We start from the raw sequence: 13,927 nt of genomic DNA, 5'->3' as shown, positions 1-13,927 counted from the left end.
GAGGACCCTGAGGTTGTCAGCGGCCCACCGACGCGGAGACCGGTGGAGCGCTGACCGTCGCATCGCGTCTCGAGCTGTCAGCACCGAGCCGGTCCCGGGGCCCGTGGATCGCTGACAGGCGCGGGTGGCGTCAGGCCCCGGGGCGGACGAGGCCGGTCTCGTACGCGGTCACGACGGCCTGGACCCGGTCGCGCGCGCCGAGCTTGGCGAGGATCCGGCCGACGTGGGTCTTGACCGTGGCCTCGGCGACGAACAGGTCGCTCGCGATCTCCGTGTTGGACCGGCCGCGCGCCATGAGCAGGAGCACCTCACGCTCGCGCTCCGTGAGGCCCTCGACGGCCGCGTGCGCGGGGGAGTCCGCGACCTGCTCGGCGGGCAGCGCCGTGACGAGGTGCTCGAGGAGGCGTCGTGTCGAGGACGGCGCGATCACCGCGTCCCCGCGGTGCACCGTGCGGATGGCCGCGAGCATCTCCTCCGGCGGGGCGTCCTTGAGCAGGAAGCCGCTCGCGCCGGTCCGGATCGCCTCGAGGACGTACTCGTCGAGGTCGAACGTCGTGAGGACGATGACGCGGGGCACGTGCGCTCCCTCGGCGGCGGCCGCGGTGAGCCGTGCCGTCGTCTGCAGGCCGTCGAGGTGCGGCATGCGCACGTCCATGAGGACGACGTCGACCGGGTGGTCGGCGAGGAGCCGCAGCGCCTGCAGGCCGTCGCCCGCCTCGACCGTGACCTGCAGGTCGGGCTGGGAGTCGATGACCATGCGGAACCCCGCGCGCACGAGCTGCTGGTCGTCGACGAGGGCGACGCGCACCGGGGCGCTCGCGGGCTCGTCGGACGGGAGGAGGGCGGTGGCGTCGGTCATGGCGTCCTGTCGGTCGTGGGGGTGGGCAGAGTGCTCGCCGGACCGGTCGCCGGCGCGGGCCCCGCAGGGCTCGCGGGCGTCGCGGGGGTCGCGCGAGGAGGGAGCGGCGGTAGGGGGACCCGCGTCCGCGCCGACCCCCTGGGCCCCGCGCCCCGGCGAGTGCCCGGAGGCAGGGGGGAGGGGGGGTGGGCGCGGGACCCGCCGCCGGCCGCGGACCGGTCGTCACCCTCCCGCCGAACAGGGCGGCGCGCTCGCGCATCCCGAGCAGGCCGTAGCCGCCCGACCGCCCCGGCGCTGCGCCCGGGGGTTCCGCGGCCGCGCCGCGGCCGTCGTCCTCGACGAGGAGCGAGAGCGAGGTCGCGTCCCAGCGCACGACGACCGTGACCGTCGGGTCGGGCCCGGCGTGCTTGAGGACGTTCGTCAGCGCCTCCTGGCACACCCGGTAGACCGTGAGGCCGGCGCCGGGGGGCAGAGGTCGCGCCTGGCCGACGCGGACGAGGGACACGCGCAGGCCGCTGTCGCGCACCTGCGCGACGAGGGTCTCGAGGTCGGCCGTGTCCGGCTGCGGCGTCGTCTCGAGCGTCGGGAGGGTCGCGGGCGGCTCCCCGCCGGCCGGCGTCGCGTCCGCGGCCGGGAGGGCGGCCCTGGGCGCGCCGGGCCCCGCGACCGGGGCGCCGGACGGACGCGGCGCCTCGGTGCGCAGCACGCCGAGCAGTCGGCGCATGTCGGCGAGCGCGGCCCGCCCCGTCTCGGAGACGGTCGTCAGCGCGCGCTGTGCCGCAGCCGGGTCGGAGGCGGCGGCGTACCGGCCGCCGTCGGCCTGGGCGATGATCACGGACAGGGAGTGCGCCACGATGTCGTGCATCTCGCGCGCGATGCGCGCCCGTTCCGCGGAGGTGGCGATCCGTGCCTGCTGGTCGCGCTCGACCTCGAGCCGCTCCGCCCGGTCGACGAGCGCGGCGATGGTCTCGCGCCGCGAGCGGCGCACGAGTCCGAACGCCCACACGGCGAGGAACGTCATGCCGCCGAAGGCGGACGTGAAGAAGACCATGGTCGCCAGGTCCGCGAGGCTGCCGGAGCGCAGCCCGAGCGCCAGGCCGAGGACGACCGCGCCCACGAGCGCCGAGACGATCGCCGTGCGGTGGGCCCAGCGCGGCCCGTAGACCGTCACGGAGTACAGGGCGACGAGCACGGCGAAGTCCGCGGGCAGCAGCAGGAGGTAGCCGGCGAGCAGGTGCAGCAGCGCCACGGCGAAGACCGCGACGGCCGACGCGACCGGGCGCACGCGGCGCCAGGGCAGCGGCGCGAGGAGCAGCGTGGCCCAGACCGCACCCCATCCACCGCTGAGGTCTGCGCCGACGGTCCCGGCGTTCGGCGCGAAGGCGGCGGAGGACGGGACGAAGACGACCGCGACGAGCAGCGTGAGGGTGAGGTCGACCCCGAAGCGGTGCTCCTCGTTCCACTGCCCGAGCCGCGCGTACCATCCCATGCGACCAGCCTAGGCAGGAGGGGTCCGTGTGACGTCCGACCACGGTCGGACAGGAGGCGCTGCACGAGGGGACCGAAGTCGTACTGATGCCCTAGCATGAGCGAATGACCCACGTACTGCTAGCGGAGGACGACCCGGCGATTGCCGAACCTTTGGCGCGTGCGCTGACACGTGAGGGTTACAACGTCGTCGTCCAAGGAACTGGTCAAGGGGCGATCGACTCCGCGAGCGGCGCGGACATCGTGGTGCTCGACCTCGGTCTGCCGGACATGGACGGGCTCGACGTCGCGCGCGAGATCCGGCACAAGGGTCTCAGCACTCCCGTGCTCGTGCTCACGGCGCGAGCCGACGAGGTCGATCTCGTCGTCGGCCTCGACGCCGGTGCGGACGACTACGTGACGAAGCCGTTCCGGCTCGCCGAGCTGCTCGCCCGCGTGCGGGCGCTGCTGCGCCGCAGCCACGGCGAGACGGGCGACGAGGAGGAGCTCGGCGCGCAGGACGTGCGGGTCGACGTCTCCGCGCACCGGGCGTTCCAGGGCGAGCGCGAGCTGCACCTGACGACCAAGGAGTTCGAGCTGCTGCGCGTGCTCGTCGCGAACGCCGGCTCGGTCGTCGTGCGCGACGCGCTCATGCGGGACGTGTGGGGGTCCGAGCCCGTCGGCTCGACGAAGACGCTCGACATGCACGTGTCGTGGCTGCGGCGCAAGCTCGGCGACGACGCCAACTCGCCCCGCTACATCTCGACGGTCCGCGGGCTCGGCTTCCGCTTCGAGACCGGCGAGAGCTGATCCACCGGGTCGTGGAGGGCAAGGAGTAGCGTGCGGCGCCGGATGCTGCAGGCCACGGTGGCGGCGGTCGCCGTCGCCGTGATCCTGCTGGGGTTCCCCCTCGCGTTCTTCGGCGCGCAGTTCGTCCTGCAGGGCGAGGCCGACGACGTGCAGGCGCGCGCTGACCGTCTCGCCACCCGGGTCGACAGGCGCGTCGACGCGGGCGAGGAGATCCCGGACGTGACCATCGAGGAGGCCGTGCAGGGCGCCGGCAACGACATCCCGGCGTCGGTCTACGTCCAGCTTCCCGACGGCACCCTCCTGCGTGCCGGCGAGGAGGTGACGGGTCGCGCGATCCGCACGGCCACGACCTCGGAGTCGGGGGCCCTGATCGTCGTCGAGATCTCCTACTGGGAGGCCTACTGGCGTGCCGCCCAGATCGTGATCCTCGTCGTGGCGGCCGCCGTCGTGGCGTTCGCCGCGGGGATCGTCATGGCCGTCTGGCAGGCGAACCGGCTCTCCGCGCCGCTCGTGTACCTCGCCGCCTCCGCGGAGCAGCTCGGCTCGGGACAGGTGCGACCGCGTCTGGAGCCCTCCGGGGTCGAGGAGATCGACCTCGTCGCCGCGGAGCTGGCCCGCAGCTCGGACCGGCTCGCGGGACGCCTCGCGGCGGAGCGGCAGTTCGCCGCGGACGCGTCGCACCAGCTCCGTACCCCGCTGACCGCGCTGAGCATGCGCCTCGAGGAGATCTCGCTCGCGTCCGACGACCCGGCCGTGCAGGAGGAGGCCCGCATCTCGCTCGAGCAGGTCGAGCGGCTCGTGGGGGTCGTCGACGACCTGCTCCAGTCCTCGCGCCAGGCGCAGGGCGGCACGACCGAGGCCGTCAACCTCCTCGAGGTCGTCCACCAGCAGGAGGAGGAGTGGGTCCCGACCTTCCAGAAGGCGGGACGCCGGCTCGTCGTCGACGTGCCGCCCGACTACCAGGTGCTCGCGACGCCCGGGGCGCTCGCCCAGGTGCTCGCGACCCTCATCGAGAACTCGCTCAAGCACGGCGGCGGCACGACGACGGTGCGGGCGCGTCCGTCCGGCACCAGCGGGGCGGTGGTCACCGAGGTGTCCGACGAGGGCGCGGGCGTCCCCGACGACCTCGCACCGCGGATCTTCGAGCGTGAGGTCACGTCCGGGGCCGGTACCGGGCTCGGGCTCGCCCTCGCGCGCGACCTGGCTGCGTCCGACGGCGGTCGCCTCGAGCTCGCCCAGCGCCGCCCGCCGGTCTTCGCGCTCTTCCTCGCCGGCGTGCCGCGCCGGCTCGACCCGCGGGTCGTGCTGCCGACCGGCACCGCCGTGCCGTCACGGCGCCGTCGGCGCAGGCGCTGAGCCCGCACCCTCCGCCGGCGCGCTGAGCCGGCACCCTCCGCCGCGCTCGCGCGGCGGAGGCGGTCAGCCGACCCGGGCGGGTTCTGCGTCCTCGACGGGCTCTGCCGACCCGGTGAAGACGAGGTGCCGGTACGCCAGGTAGCGGAACGCCGTGCCCAGGGCCAGGCCCACGACGTTCGCGGACACGTTCTTCGCGAGTGGCGACGTGAGGCCCAGGACGTACGTGGAGAACGCGAGGCACCCCACGGCGATGAGCATCCCGCCGACGTTCACGACGACGAACGCCGTGAGCTCGCGGCCGCGCGTCTCCGTGCGGCGTGCGGAGAAGGTCCAGTAGCGGTTGCCCAGCCAGGAGACGAGCGTCGCCACGGCGACGGAGACGACCTTCGCGGTCAGGGGCTTGTGGCCGAGCACCTCGCCCGGGCCGAAGCTCAGCAGGTTGAACAGCCCGAGGTCCACGACGTACGCGAGCGCGCCGACGGAGCCGAACTTCGCGAGCTCGCGCACGCGGTCGGCGAACCGCTGTCGCGGGGCGCTGGTGCCGGGGGCCATGGACCGAGGCTACCCGGGGTGCCTGGGAGCGTGCGGGGCGGTGGGTGCCGGTGGGTGCGGTCGCGCACAGGCACTAGGGTGGGTGCACGTGGCAGCACCAGTGATCGCCGTGGTCGGCGGCGGACAGCTCGCACGGATGATGGCCCCGGCGGCGGGGGAGCTCGGTGTGCACCTGCGGGTGCTCGTCGAGGCGCCCGACACGTCGGCGGCCCAGGTCGTGACCGACACCCCCGTGGGCGTGGCGTCGGACGAGGCGGCGATCCGGGCGCTCATCGCACCGGCCGGGGGCGAGGCCGCGGCCGTGCTCACCTTCGAGCACGAGCACGTGCCGAACGCCCTGCTCACCGACCTGCTCGAGCACGGCACCCCCGTGCGTCCCGGGCCCGACGCGCTCGTGCACGCGCAGGACAAGATCGTCATGCGGCGCCGGCTCACGGAGCTCGGCGCCCCGTGCCCGCGCTGGGCGGCGCTGCCGACCGCGCCCGACGCCGCGCGCGCCGCCCTCACCGCGTTCCTCGCCGAGGTCGGCGGCGAGGCCGTCGTCAAGACGTCGCGCGGCGGCTACGACGGCAAGGGCGTGCGGGTCGTGTCGACGGCCGGCGGCGGGGCCGAGCAGGTTGTCGAGTGGATCGACGCCGCCGCGGCCGGCGGGCCGGCGCTCCTCGTCGAGGAGAAGGTCTCGTTCGCGCGCGAGCTCGCCGTGCTCGTCGCACGACGCCCGTCCGGCGGCGAGGACGGTCGCGGCGAGGTCCGTACCTGGCCCGTCGTCGAGTCGATCCAGCGCGACGGGGTGTGCGCGGAGGTGATCGCCCCGGCGCCGGACCTCTCGGCCGAGGACGCCGAGCGGGCCCGGGACGCCGCCGTGCGCATCGCCGAGGGGCTCGGCGTGACCGGCGTGCTCGCTGTCGAGATGTTCGAGGTGCCGGCCGACGCGGCCGGGGCCGGCGGTGCAGGCGACGCCGCGCCGTCGCGCATCCTCGTCAACGAGCTGGCGATGCGCCCGCACAACTCCGGGCACTGGACGATCGACGGCGCCGTGACGAGCCAGTTCGAGCAGCACCTGCGCGCCGTCCTCGACCTCCCGCTCGGCGACACCGCGCCGAGCGCCCGGTGGACCGTCATGGCGAACGTGCTCGGCTCTGCGCTGGACGAGCTCACCGACGCGCTCCCCGACGTGCTGGGGGCCTTCCCGGACGCGAAGGTGAACCTCTACGGGAAGGGCGTGCGGCCCGGCCGCAAGCTCGGGCACGTCAACGTGAGCGGCGACGACCTGGACGACGTGCGCCGTCGTGCGCTCGCCGCCGCCGCGATCCTGCGCGGCGAGAACCCCGGGTCGCAGACCGCGAACCCTTCGGACGAGGAGCACTGACCATGAGCGACAACCCGATCGTCGGCATCGTCATGGGGTCCGACTCCGACTGGCCCGTCATGCAGGCTGCCGCCGACGCCCTGGCCGAGTTCGACGTGCCGGTCGAGGTCGACGTCGTCTCCGCGCACCGCATGCCGGTCGAGATGATCGACTACGGGCGTTCCGCGTCCGAGCGCGGCCTGCGCGCCATCGTCGCCGGCGCCGGGGGCGCGGCCCACCTGCCGGGCATGCTCGCCGCCGTCACGCCGCTGCCCGTGATCGGAGTCCCCGTGCCGCTCAAGCACCTCGACGGCATGGACTCGCTGCTGTCCATCGTGCAGATGCCCGCGGGCGTCCCGGTCGCGACCGTGTCGATCGGCGGGGCGCGCAACGCCGGCCTGCTCGCCGCGCGCATCCTCGCGTCGGGGACCGACGACGCCGCGGCGCGACTGCGCGAGCGGATGGTGGCGTTCCAGGAGGACCTGGCAGACCAGGCGCGCGCGAAGGGCGCACGCCTGCGGGAGTCGCGGACGCGGTAGCCGGACCACGGTCGCGCGGCGTCGTCGGCAAGATCGCCTGGCCGGCCGACACAGGCAGGGTATGGACGTGCAGCGAGACCTCCGCGTCGCAGCCGCCCGAGCAGGCGTGGTCGCCGCCGCCGGGCTGCTCGCGGTGGCCGTCGTCGGCTGCGGTCCCACGGCCGGGACCGAGGGAGACGAGGGACCGAGCGTGACCGCCGAGCTCGCGGTCGCCGTGGTCGACCCTCAGGACCCCGTGTTCCAGGACGCCGTGGACCGTGCGTCGGACATCACGTCGGACGACGACTCGTCGCCGGTCGTGCTGCGGGGCGGCGAGGGGAACGAGCTTCTCGTCGTCACCCGCGGCAGCTCGTCCTGCCCTGTCACCCCGCGTGCGGGCCGGTGGGCCGGCGAGACGTACGTCCTCGAGGTGGCGTCGTACACGGCCGAGGACGCCGAGCAGGAGGGGACGGACCGCGTCTGCACGGACGACCTGGCCCCGGCGGTCTTCGCGATCTCCGTGCCCGACCTTCCCGACGACCCCCTCGACGTCGTGGTCGAGCGGGTCGAGCTCGTCGCGTCCTCCGAGCTGCCGGGCCGGGCGACGGCGCGTCCGGAGGGCTGACGGGCGCCTCGAGACGTGCCGCGACGTCCGGGCGCCCGGGGCGTGGTCCGAGCTGCGGTCCGGGCTACGGCTGGGGGAGCCCGCCGACCTGTCCGGGCGGGAGGTTGCCGTCGCGGATGTCCTCCCAGAACTGCGGTGCGAGCTCCGGGTCGAGCTGCACCGTGGAGCCGACGTTCCCGGGACGGTAGTCGGGGTTGCTGATGGGTGGCGTGCCCGTGATGCCGTCGGGGCCGTTCGCAGCGCGGAACGCGAGAGCCATCTTGCCCAGGTCGACGATCCCCGTGCTCTCGTCGACCGTGAGCGCGCCGAGCCCGGAGTCGAGCAACGAGACCTGGTCGGCCGGCCGGAAGAGGATGCCCGGGTCGGCCGCCTTCGAGGTGACGGCCCCGATCACCTGTCGCTGACGTTCGGCGCGACCGATGTCGCCCTTCGGGTCGGAGTAGCGCATGCGCGAGAAGGCGATCGCCGTGGTCCCGTCGGCCACGTGGCACCCGGCGGCCCAGACGAGGCCGCTGTTGGGGTCGTTGACGTCGTAGTCGAGGCACAGCTCCACGCCGCCGACGGCGTCGACGACTCCCTGGACGCCGCCGAACCCGATCTCCACGTAGTGGTCGACCGTGAGCCCGGTCAGCTGCTCGACCGTGCGGACCAGGAGCGGTGCGCCGCCCCAGGAGTACGCCGAGTTCAGCTTGCTGGCGCCGTTGTCCGGGATCTCGGCGTACGTGTCGCGAGGCAGGCTGATCAGTGCCGCAGGCCCGCTCGACGGAGCGTGCAGGAGGAGGATCGTGTCCGTCCTCGCGCCTTCGGTGCCGTCCTCGCCGACGACCTCGCCGCGCGCGTCCGATCCCGCGAGCAGGTAGGTGTTCCCCGGCGTCCCGGCCGCACCGGAGAGCGCCTCGACGTGCTGGATCTTGCCGTTCGCCCACACGAGCAGGCCGATCGGCCAGGCGAGCAGCCCGACGAGCACGACGCAGGCGACGAGCACGGCGACGCGGCCCTTGCGCACACGGATGGTGCCACGCCCGCGCGGAGCCCCGGCGGGCGACGTCGGTCTGGGGCTGCCCGCGGGCGGGCGACCCGGAGGCGCCGGGGACGTGCCCGGACGCCGAGCCGGCGAGGCCGTGCTGCTCGATGCGTGCGATGACGACGAGACGCGAGGCGACGACGAGATGCGGGGTGACGACGAGACGCGGGTCGACGGCGTCCGTCGCTGGGGCGTACGCTCCGGCGCCACGGACGGCGGGAGTGCGGACGCGGACGCCGCGCTGCTTACCGGCCGTGCGGGCCGTGCGGGCGGGGGTGTCGAGGAGCGCGTCGGCGTGACGGGGACCTCTCGCGACGACTGGCGTCGGATGCGCGGCTCGGGGCGCACGGCGTCGTCGGCCACCGTCCTTCGCACCGGTGCGGGGCGTTGACCGCTGTTGCCGATCGTGATGGCGTCGTCGACCGACGACGGACGTGGCGACCTCCCGCCCTGCGGCGTGAAGCTCGGTGGGCGTCGCCCCGGATCAGTACCCTCGTGCGTCATCGGCGCTCACCCGCACACTGACGTGACGTCCTGCGCGGAGAACGCCTCCTCGCCGGCGTCCTTCGTCTCGGCCGGGGCCGGTGCCGTCTCGGTCGCGTCCTCCGGCCCGGCCGGACCGGTGCCGGTCTGGGGCGTGGCGTCGGACGAACCGGCATCCTGCTCGCCGCCGGCCTGCTCGGTCGCTCCGGCCGGGCGGTCGTTCTTCAGGTTGTCCCAGAGCTGGTCCGCGTCGGACGTCCACACCACGTTGTTGGGATTTGTCGGGTCGGTGCCGTTCGGGACCGTCATGAAGGTGATGCTGCCAAGGTCGATGCCCTTGGCGCTGTAGGCCAGTCCGGCGAGTCCCGTCACGGACGAGAAGTTGTCGCTCATGGTCAACGAGCTCGTCACCGCGTCGAGGAACTGCACCAGCGCACCGGCGTCGGTCAGGAGGTTCTTCCCGAGCACGGTGCGGACGAGCGCCGCCATCAGCTCCTGCTGACGACCGATCCGGCCGAGGTCCGAGCCGTCGCCGAGGCCCTGCCCGGTGCGTGCACGGGCGTAGCTCAGCGCGGTCCCGCCGTCGAGCATCTGCACCCCGGCGGGGAGCGTGAGGTTGTTGGCCTTCGGCGAGTGCACCGCCTCGGGGATGCACAGCTCGACGCCGCCGAGCGCGTCGATCATCGCCTGGAAGCCGGCGAAGTCGATGACGACGAAGCCGTCCATCCGGACGTCCGTGAGGCTCTCGATCGTGCGCATCGTGCAGAGGGCGCCGGAGGCGACGTCGCCGCCGAGGTCCGCGCCGGCCGCGAAGGCGGAGTTGAACTTCGTGCCCGACATCGGGTTCGTCGTCGTGCCCGACGTCGTCGGGCACGACGGGACGTCGACCGTCGAGTCGCGCGGGACCGACACGAGCTCGACGCGTGACCGGTCGGCGGAGATGTGCAGGATCATCGTCGTGTCGGAGCGCATGCCCTCGGTGTCGTCGGCTACGAGGCCTGCGTTGGCTCCCGACCGGTCGTCGCTGCCCATGAGGACGATGTTCAAGGGAGTGCCGGCGTTCGGGTCCTCAGGATCGGGCGTGCTGGCCTCGGGGCGGTCGTCGCCCAGCAGGGTGTCGGCGTCGACGTCGTCGACGTTCCCCGTGAACCGCGAGAGAGCGGTCGCGCCGCCGACGCCCGCGAACGCCACGCACGCGGTCACGCACAGCGCCAGCACCCGCAGCACCGACCTCGACGGCAGGCGTCGCGCATGCGCCGGACCGCCCGCGGTCCGGGGTCGGTGCGGTGCTGTGCGACCGCGATTCCGAGAGCTCACGACCGATGAGCATAGGCGGTGGAGGTCACCGTTCTGCGTCGCCCCAGGACCCGGTGGGTAGAGGAATCGTGGAGAACGCCGACGCCGTCAGCGCCGGCAGGTCCGCCGGTGGCGGACCCGCCGGAAGGCCTCACTGGCCGACGGCGGCGTACTTCGCCTCGGTCGCGGCCTTGGCCGGACGCCACCACGCCTCGTTCTCGCGGTACCAGGCGACGGTGGCCTCGAGCCCGTCGCGGAAGTCGGTGTATCGCGGGGTCCACCCGAGCTCGTCCCGCAGGGTGGAGGCGTCGATGGCGTAGCGGAGGTCGTGCCCCGGTCGGTCGGTGACGTGGTCGAAGTCTGCCGCGTCGCGCCCGAAGATCTCGAGCAGCGTCCGCACGACCTCGAGGTTGTTCTTCTCCCCGTCAGCGCCGATGAGGTAGGTCTCGCCCGGCCGACCCTTGTCGATGATGCTCCAGACGGCGGCGTTGTGGTCCTCCACGTGGATCCAGTCCCGCACGTTGAGGCCGGCGCCGTACAGCTTCGGGCGCACCCCGTCGATGAGGTTCGTGATCTGGCGCGGGATGAACTTCTCGATGTGCTGGTACGGCCCGTAGTTGTTGGAGCAGTTCGAGATCGTGGCCTGCACGCCGAACGACCGCGCCCACGCGCGGACGAGGAGGTCGCTGCCGGCCTTCGTCGAGGAGTACGGGCTCGAGGGGTTGTACGGGGTGCTCGCCGTGAACTTCGCCGGGTCGTCGAGCTCGAGATCGCCGTAGACCTCGTCCGTCGAGATGTGGTGGAAGCGGGTGCCGTGCTTGCGCACCGCCTCGAGCAGCGTGAAGGTGCCGACGACGTTCGTCTGGACGAAGGGCGACGGGTCGTTCAGCGAGTTGTCGTTGTGCGACTCGGCGGCGAAGTGCACGACCAGGTCCGACTCGCCGACGAGGCGGTCGACGAGCGGGGCGTCCGTGATGCTGCCCTCGACGAGCGTGATCGCGTCGGCGACGGGAGCGAGCGACGTGCGGTCGCCCGCGTAGGTGAGGGCGTCGAGGACGGTCACCCGGACGTCCGGACGCTCACGCACCGTCTGGTGGACGAAGTTGGAGCCGATGAAACCGGCTCCGCCGGTGACGAGCAGACGCATGTGACGGTCCTTCGAGAGGGGCTGCGGGCGGCACCTACTGTACTGAGGTTCGTCGGACGGGATCACGACGCGCCGTTCGTCTCACCTTGCCGAGGGTGAGGACCTGGCGTTGACTTCGTGTACAAACCGTTCACGCCGAGGAGTGCCGATGGTGTCGCCAGCCGTGGTTCCCGCGTTCGTCGCCGTCGCGTCCTTGGTGGTGCCCCTGTTCGGGCCGCCCATGGTCGCGCCCGTCGAGCGTCCGACCGCCTCCGCTCCGTCCCTGCCCGCTCCGACCGTGCCGGCCCCGCTCCTTCCGGCGACGGCGCTGCCCACGGCGGACGCGTCCGTGGAGCCCCGGATCGACGAGTACCCGCTCGCCGTGGACGTCTCCGTGCCCGACCCCCAGACGCAGGCGGGGGCACGGAGAGCTCCGGCCACGGGCGAGACCGCTGAGAGCGCGGCGCCTGACGGTGAGGTGCCCGACGGTGAGGCCCCGGACGGTGAGGTGCCCGACGGTGAGGCCCCGGACGGTGAGGCCCCGGACGGTGAGGTGCCCGACGGTGAGGCCCCGGACGGTGAGGCTCCTGAGAGCGGGAGCCCGGAGAGCGAGGCTCCGAGCGACGACTCCGGCGAGAGCGAGGCCGCCGAGGAGGCCGAGGACGGCGCTGCTCCCTCGGACGAGCCGGCGCTGGCGGATCCTCCGGCCGAGCCGGCCGAGCCCGTCGCCCCCGGTGACGAGCTCGAGCTCGAGGCCGTGGACGACGTCGCCGCGGGACCGGTCGTGGAGAACGAGGGCTTCCAGACGGTCGCCGTCTCCTGGCCCGACGACCTGACGGTCGAGGTGCCCGAGCTCCAGGTACGGACCCGGTCGCAGGACGGGGACTGGACTGGCTGGCAGCATCTCGAGGTCGCCGACGAGCAGCCGGACGCGGGCACGGTCGACGCGGAGGTCGAGACCCGGTCCGGTACGGGGACGATGTACGTCGGTGAGTCGGACGCCGTCCAGGTGGCGACCGTCGACGCGGTGGAGGAGCTGCCGGCCGACGTCCGTCTGACGCTCATCTCCACCCCCGAGCCGACCGAGGTCCCGGCGGCCGAGGTGGCCGGTGCCGCGTCCACGGGCGAGGCGGTCACGACGAACGCGCTCTTCGTGGAGAGCGCCGGCGCCACGGTCGCGACCGCTGCGGCCGGGCCGGCGGTCATCTCCCGAGGAGGGTGGGGAGCCGCTCCTCAGGCATGCACCCCGGACACCGCTTCACGCCTGGTGGGTGCCGTCATCCACCACACGGCGAACCCCAACTCCTACACGTCCGTCGCCCAGGCGATGCAGGTCATCCGCAACGACCAGGCGTACCACATCAACACCCGCGGGTGGTGCGACCTCGGGTACAACTTCGTCGTCGACAAGTGGGGAAACGTCTACGAGGGCCGCGCGAACAGCATGACGAAGCCGATCATCGGCGTGCACGCGGGCGGTTTCAACACGTCGACCGTGGGCATCGCGTTCCTCGGCGACCACTCGAGCGTCGCCCCGAGCAACGCTGCGGTCCAGGCCGTGGCGCACGTCGTCGGGTTCCGGCTCGGCGCCTACGGGGTGCGCCCCGACGTGTTCATGAGCTACACGACACGCGGCGGGGAGAACTCCCGCTACCCGGCGGGGACGACGGTCACCCTGCCCACGACGTTCGGTCACCGTGACGTCGCCTACACCGCCTGCCCCGGTCAGGTCGGCTACACGCACCTGCAGTCCATCCGGGACCGTGCGACCGCGTACGGCTACGGTGCGGCGTTCAACCAGGCGCGGTCCGTGGTGCGGGCGTTGTACGACGACCTGCTGGGTCGTGCGGCGGACTCGTCGGGGTTGACGACGTGGACGTCGAAGCTGGCGTCGGGGACGAGCCGGGAGTCGGTGGTGCGCTCCTTGACACGGTCGGAGGAGTACGTGCGGCTGCGGGTTCGCGAAGCGTACGTGGACGTGCTCGGTCGTCAGCCGGATGCTGCGGGGTTGAACAGCTGGACGCGGGGTGTGATGTCGGGGGACATCTCGGTGGACGCTGTGGCGTTGTTGTTCTACCGGACGCCGGAGTTCTACCAGCGGTCGGGGGGCAACGACGACGCGTTCGTGCGGCGGTTGTACCAGGTGATGCTCGGGCGGTCGGCGTCGGCGTCGGAGGTGGCGAACTGGCGTGGGCGGATCGCGTCGTCGGGTCGTGCTGCGGTGGCGTCGGGGGTCTGGGGTTCGCGGGAGGCGGCGAACAACCGGGCGGGCGGGTACTACGAGGTGTTCCTCGGGCGCGCGCCGGACTTCGGGGGTAAGTCGTACTGGGGTGGTGTGCTGCTCACGCGTGGTGAGGGCGCGGTGCGGGAGGGGATCGCGGGCTCGGTCGAGTACCGCAACCTCGCACTCCGCCGGTTCCCCGAGTGACGAAGCCGCCGTCGGTTTGGCAGTCGGACGGGCGG

Annotated in this window: 11 protein-coding genes and 1 pseudogene; 6 read left to right on the top strand and 6 right to left on the bottom strand. The window is 73.4% G+C overall.

The window, feature by feature from the left end; genetic code table 11:
• Nucleotides 1–130: 130 nt before the first annotated feature.
• Nucleotides 131–859, bottom strand: coding sequence for a response regulator (locus NFS20_RS03730; RefSeq protein WP_251150376.1), 729 nt, complete (start codon nucleotides 857–859; stop codon nucleotides 131–133).
• 262 nt (nucleotides 860–1,121) lie between these two features.
• Nucleotides 1,122–2,348: pseudogene (locus NFS20_RS22355) on the bottom strand (sensor histidine kinase); the annotation flags it as partial.
• Nucleotides 2,349–2,452: 104 nt separating this feature from the next.
• Here NFS20_RS22355 and NFS20_RS03720 point away from each other — a divergent pair.
• Together NFS20_RS03720 and NFS20_RS03715 are read left to right on the top strand one after the other, a co-directional pair.
• Entirely contained in the window at nucleotides 2,453–3,136 is a 684-nt protein-coding gene (locus NFS20_RS03720) for a response regulator transcription factor (protein ID WP_251150375.1), read from the top strand.
• Nucleotides 3,137–3,166: 30 nt separating this feature from the next.
• Nucleotides 3,167–4,492: a sensor histidine kinase gene (locus NFS20_RS03715; RefSeq protein ID WP_251150374.1), complete on the top strand. Its 1,326-nt coding sequence runs from the start codon at nucleotides 3,167–3,169 to the stop codon at nucleotides 4,490–4,492.
• Nucleotides 4,493–4,555: 63 nt separating this feature from the next.
• Here the strand turns inward: NFS20_RS03715 and NFS20_RS03710 are convergent, their stop codons facing one another.
• Entirely contained in the window at nucleotides 4,556–5,044 is a 489-nt protein-coding gene (locus tag NFS20_RS03710) for a GtrA family protein (RefSeq protein WP_251150373.1), read from the bottom strand.
• 88 nt (nucleotides 5,045–5,132) lie between these two features.
• On the opposite strand from NFS20_RS03710, the gene NFS20_RS03705 reads away from it, so the two are divergent.
• The 3 genes from NFS20_RS03705 (at nucleotide 5,133) to NFS20_RS03695 (ending at nucleotide 7,535) form a co-directional block, all read left to right on the top strand.
• Nucleotides 5,133–6,413, top strand: a complete 1,281-nt coding sequence (locus tag NFS20_RS03705) for a 5-(carboxyamino)imidazole ribonucleotide synthase (protein WP_251150372.1) — start codon at nucleotides 5,133–5,135, stop codon at nucleotides 6,411–6,413.
• A gap of 2 nt (nucleotides 6,414–6,415) precedes the next feature.
• Nucleotides 6,416–6,931, top strand: coding sequence for a 5-(carboxyamino)imidazole ribonucleotide mutase (gene purE, locus NFS20_RS03700; RefSeq protein WP_251150371.1), 516 nt, complete (start codon nucleotides 6,416–6,418; stop codon nucleotides 6,929–6,931).
• A gap of 61 nt (nucleotides 6,932–6,992) precedes the next feature.
• Complete coding sequence (locus NFS20_RS03695; RefSeq protein WP_251150370.1) at nucleotides 6,993–7,535, top strand: hypothetical protein; 543 nt, start codon at nucleotides 6,993–6,995, stop codon at nucleotides 7,533–7,535.
• Nucleotides 7,536–7,599: 64 nt separating this feature from the next.
• Here NFS20_RS03695 and NFS20_RS03690 read toward each other — a convergent pair whose 3' ends face one another.
• The 3 genes from NFS20_RS03690 to rfbB form a co-directional block, all read right to left on the bottom strand.
• Nucleotides 7,600–8,541, bottom strand: a complete 942-nt coding sequence (locus NFS20_RS03690; RefSeq protein ID WP_251150369.1) for an LCP family protein — start codon at nucleotides 8,539–8,541, stop codon at nucleotides 7,600–7,602.
• A gap of 528 nt (nucleotides 8,542–9,069) precedes the next feature.
• Nucleotides 9,070–10,269 (bottom strand): LCP family protein, encoded by a 1,200-nt coding sequence (locus NFS20_RS03685; RefSeq protein ID WP_251150368.1) that lies wholly within the window; start codon nucleotides 10,267–10,269, stop codon nucleotides 9,070–9,072.
• Nucleotides 10,270–10,489: 220 nt separating this feature from the next.
• Nucleotides 10,490–11,485: a dTDP-glucose 4,6-dehydratase gene (rfbB, locus tag NFS20_RS03680; protein ID WP_251150367.1), complete on the bottom strand. Its 996-nt coding sequence runs from the start codon at nucleotides 11,483–11,485 to the stop codon at nucleotides 10,490–10,492.
• Between the two features lie 148 nt (nucleotides 11,486–11,633).
• Here rfbB and NFS20_RS03675 point away from each other — a divergent pair, with 148 nt between their 5' ends.
• Nucleotides 11,634–13,892 carry a DUF4214 domain-containing protein gene (locus tag NFS20_RS03675; RefSeq protein WP_251150366.1) on the top strand — a complete coding sequence of 753 codons (2,259 nt, stop codon included), beginning with the start codon at nucleotides 11,634–11,636 and terminating at the stop codon, nucleotides 13,890–13,892.
• Nucleotides 13,893–13,927 lie beyond the last annotated feature (35 nt).

The organism is Cellulosimicrobium sp. Marseille-Q4280, from assembly GCF_943181405.1.
GTDB lineage: Bacteria > Actinomycetota > Actinomycetes > Actinomycetales > Cellulomonadaceae > Cellulosimicrobium.
Note: the sequence above shows the minus strand (reverse complement) of the source record. Positions and strands in the feature narration are given on the sequence as shown.

Excerpts from the sequence above, each read along its gene's own strand:
- NFS20_RS03730 (WP_251150376.1), bottom strand. The coding sequence starts at position 859 with ATGACCGACGCCACCGCCCTCCTCCCGTCCGACGAGCCCGCGAGCGCC.
- NFS20_RS03720 (WP_251150375.1), top strand. The coding sequence starts at position 2,453 with ATGACCCACGTACTGCTAGCGGAGGACGACCCGGCGATTGCCGAACCT.
- NFS20_RS03710 (WP_251150373.1), bottom strand. The coding sequence starts at position 5,044 with ATGGCCCCCGGCACCAGCGCCCCGCGACAGCGGTTCGCCGACCGCGTG.
- purE (WP_251150371.1), top strand. The coding sequence starts at position 6,416 with ATGAGCGACAACCCGATCGTCGGCATCGTCATGGGGTCCGACTCCGAC.
- NFS20_RS03695 (WP_251150370.1), top strand. The coding sequence starts at position 6,993 with ATGGACGTGCAGCGAGACCTCCGCGTCGCAGCCGCCCGAGCAGGCGTG.
- rfbB (WP_251150367.1), bottom strand. The coding sequence starts at position 11,485 with ATGCGTCTGCTCGTCACCGGCGGAGCCGGTTTCATCGGCTCCAACTTC.
- NFS20_RS03675 (WP_251150366.1), top strand. The coding sequence starts at position 11,634 with ATGGTGTCGCCAGCCGTGGTTCCCGCGTTCGTCGCCGTCGCGTCCTTG.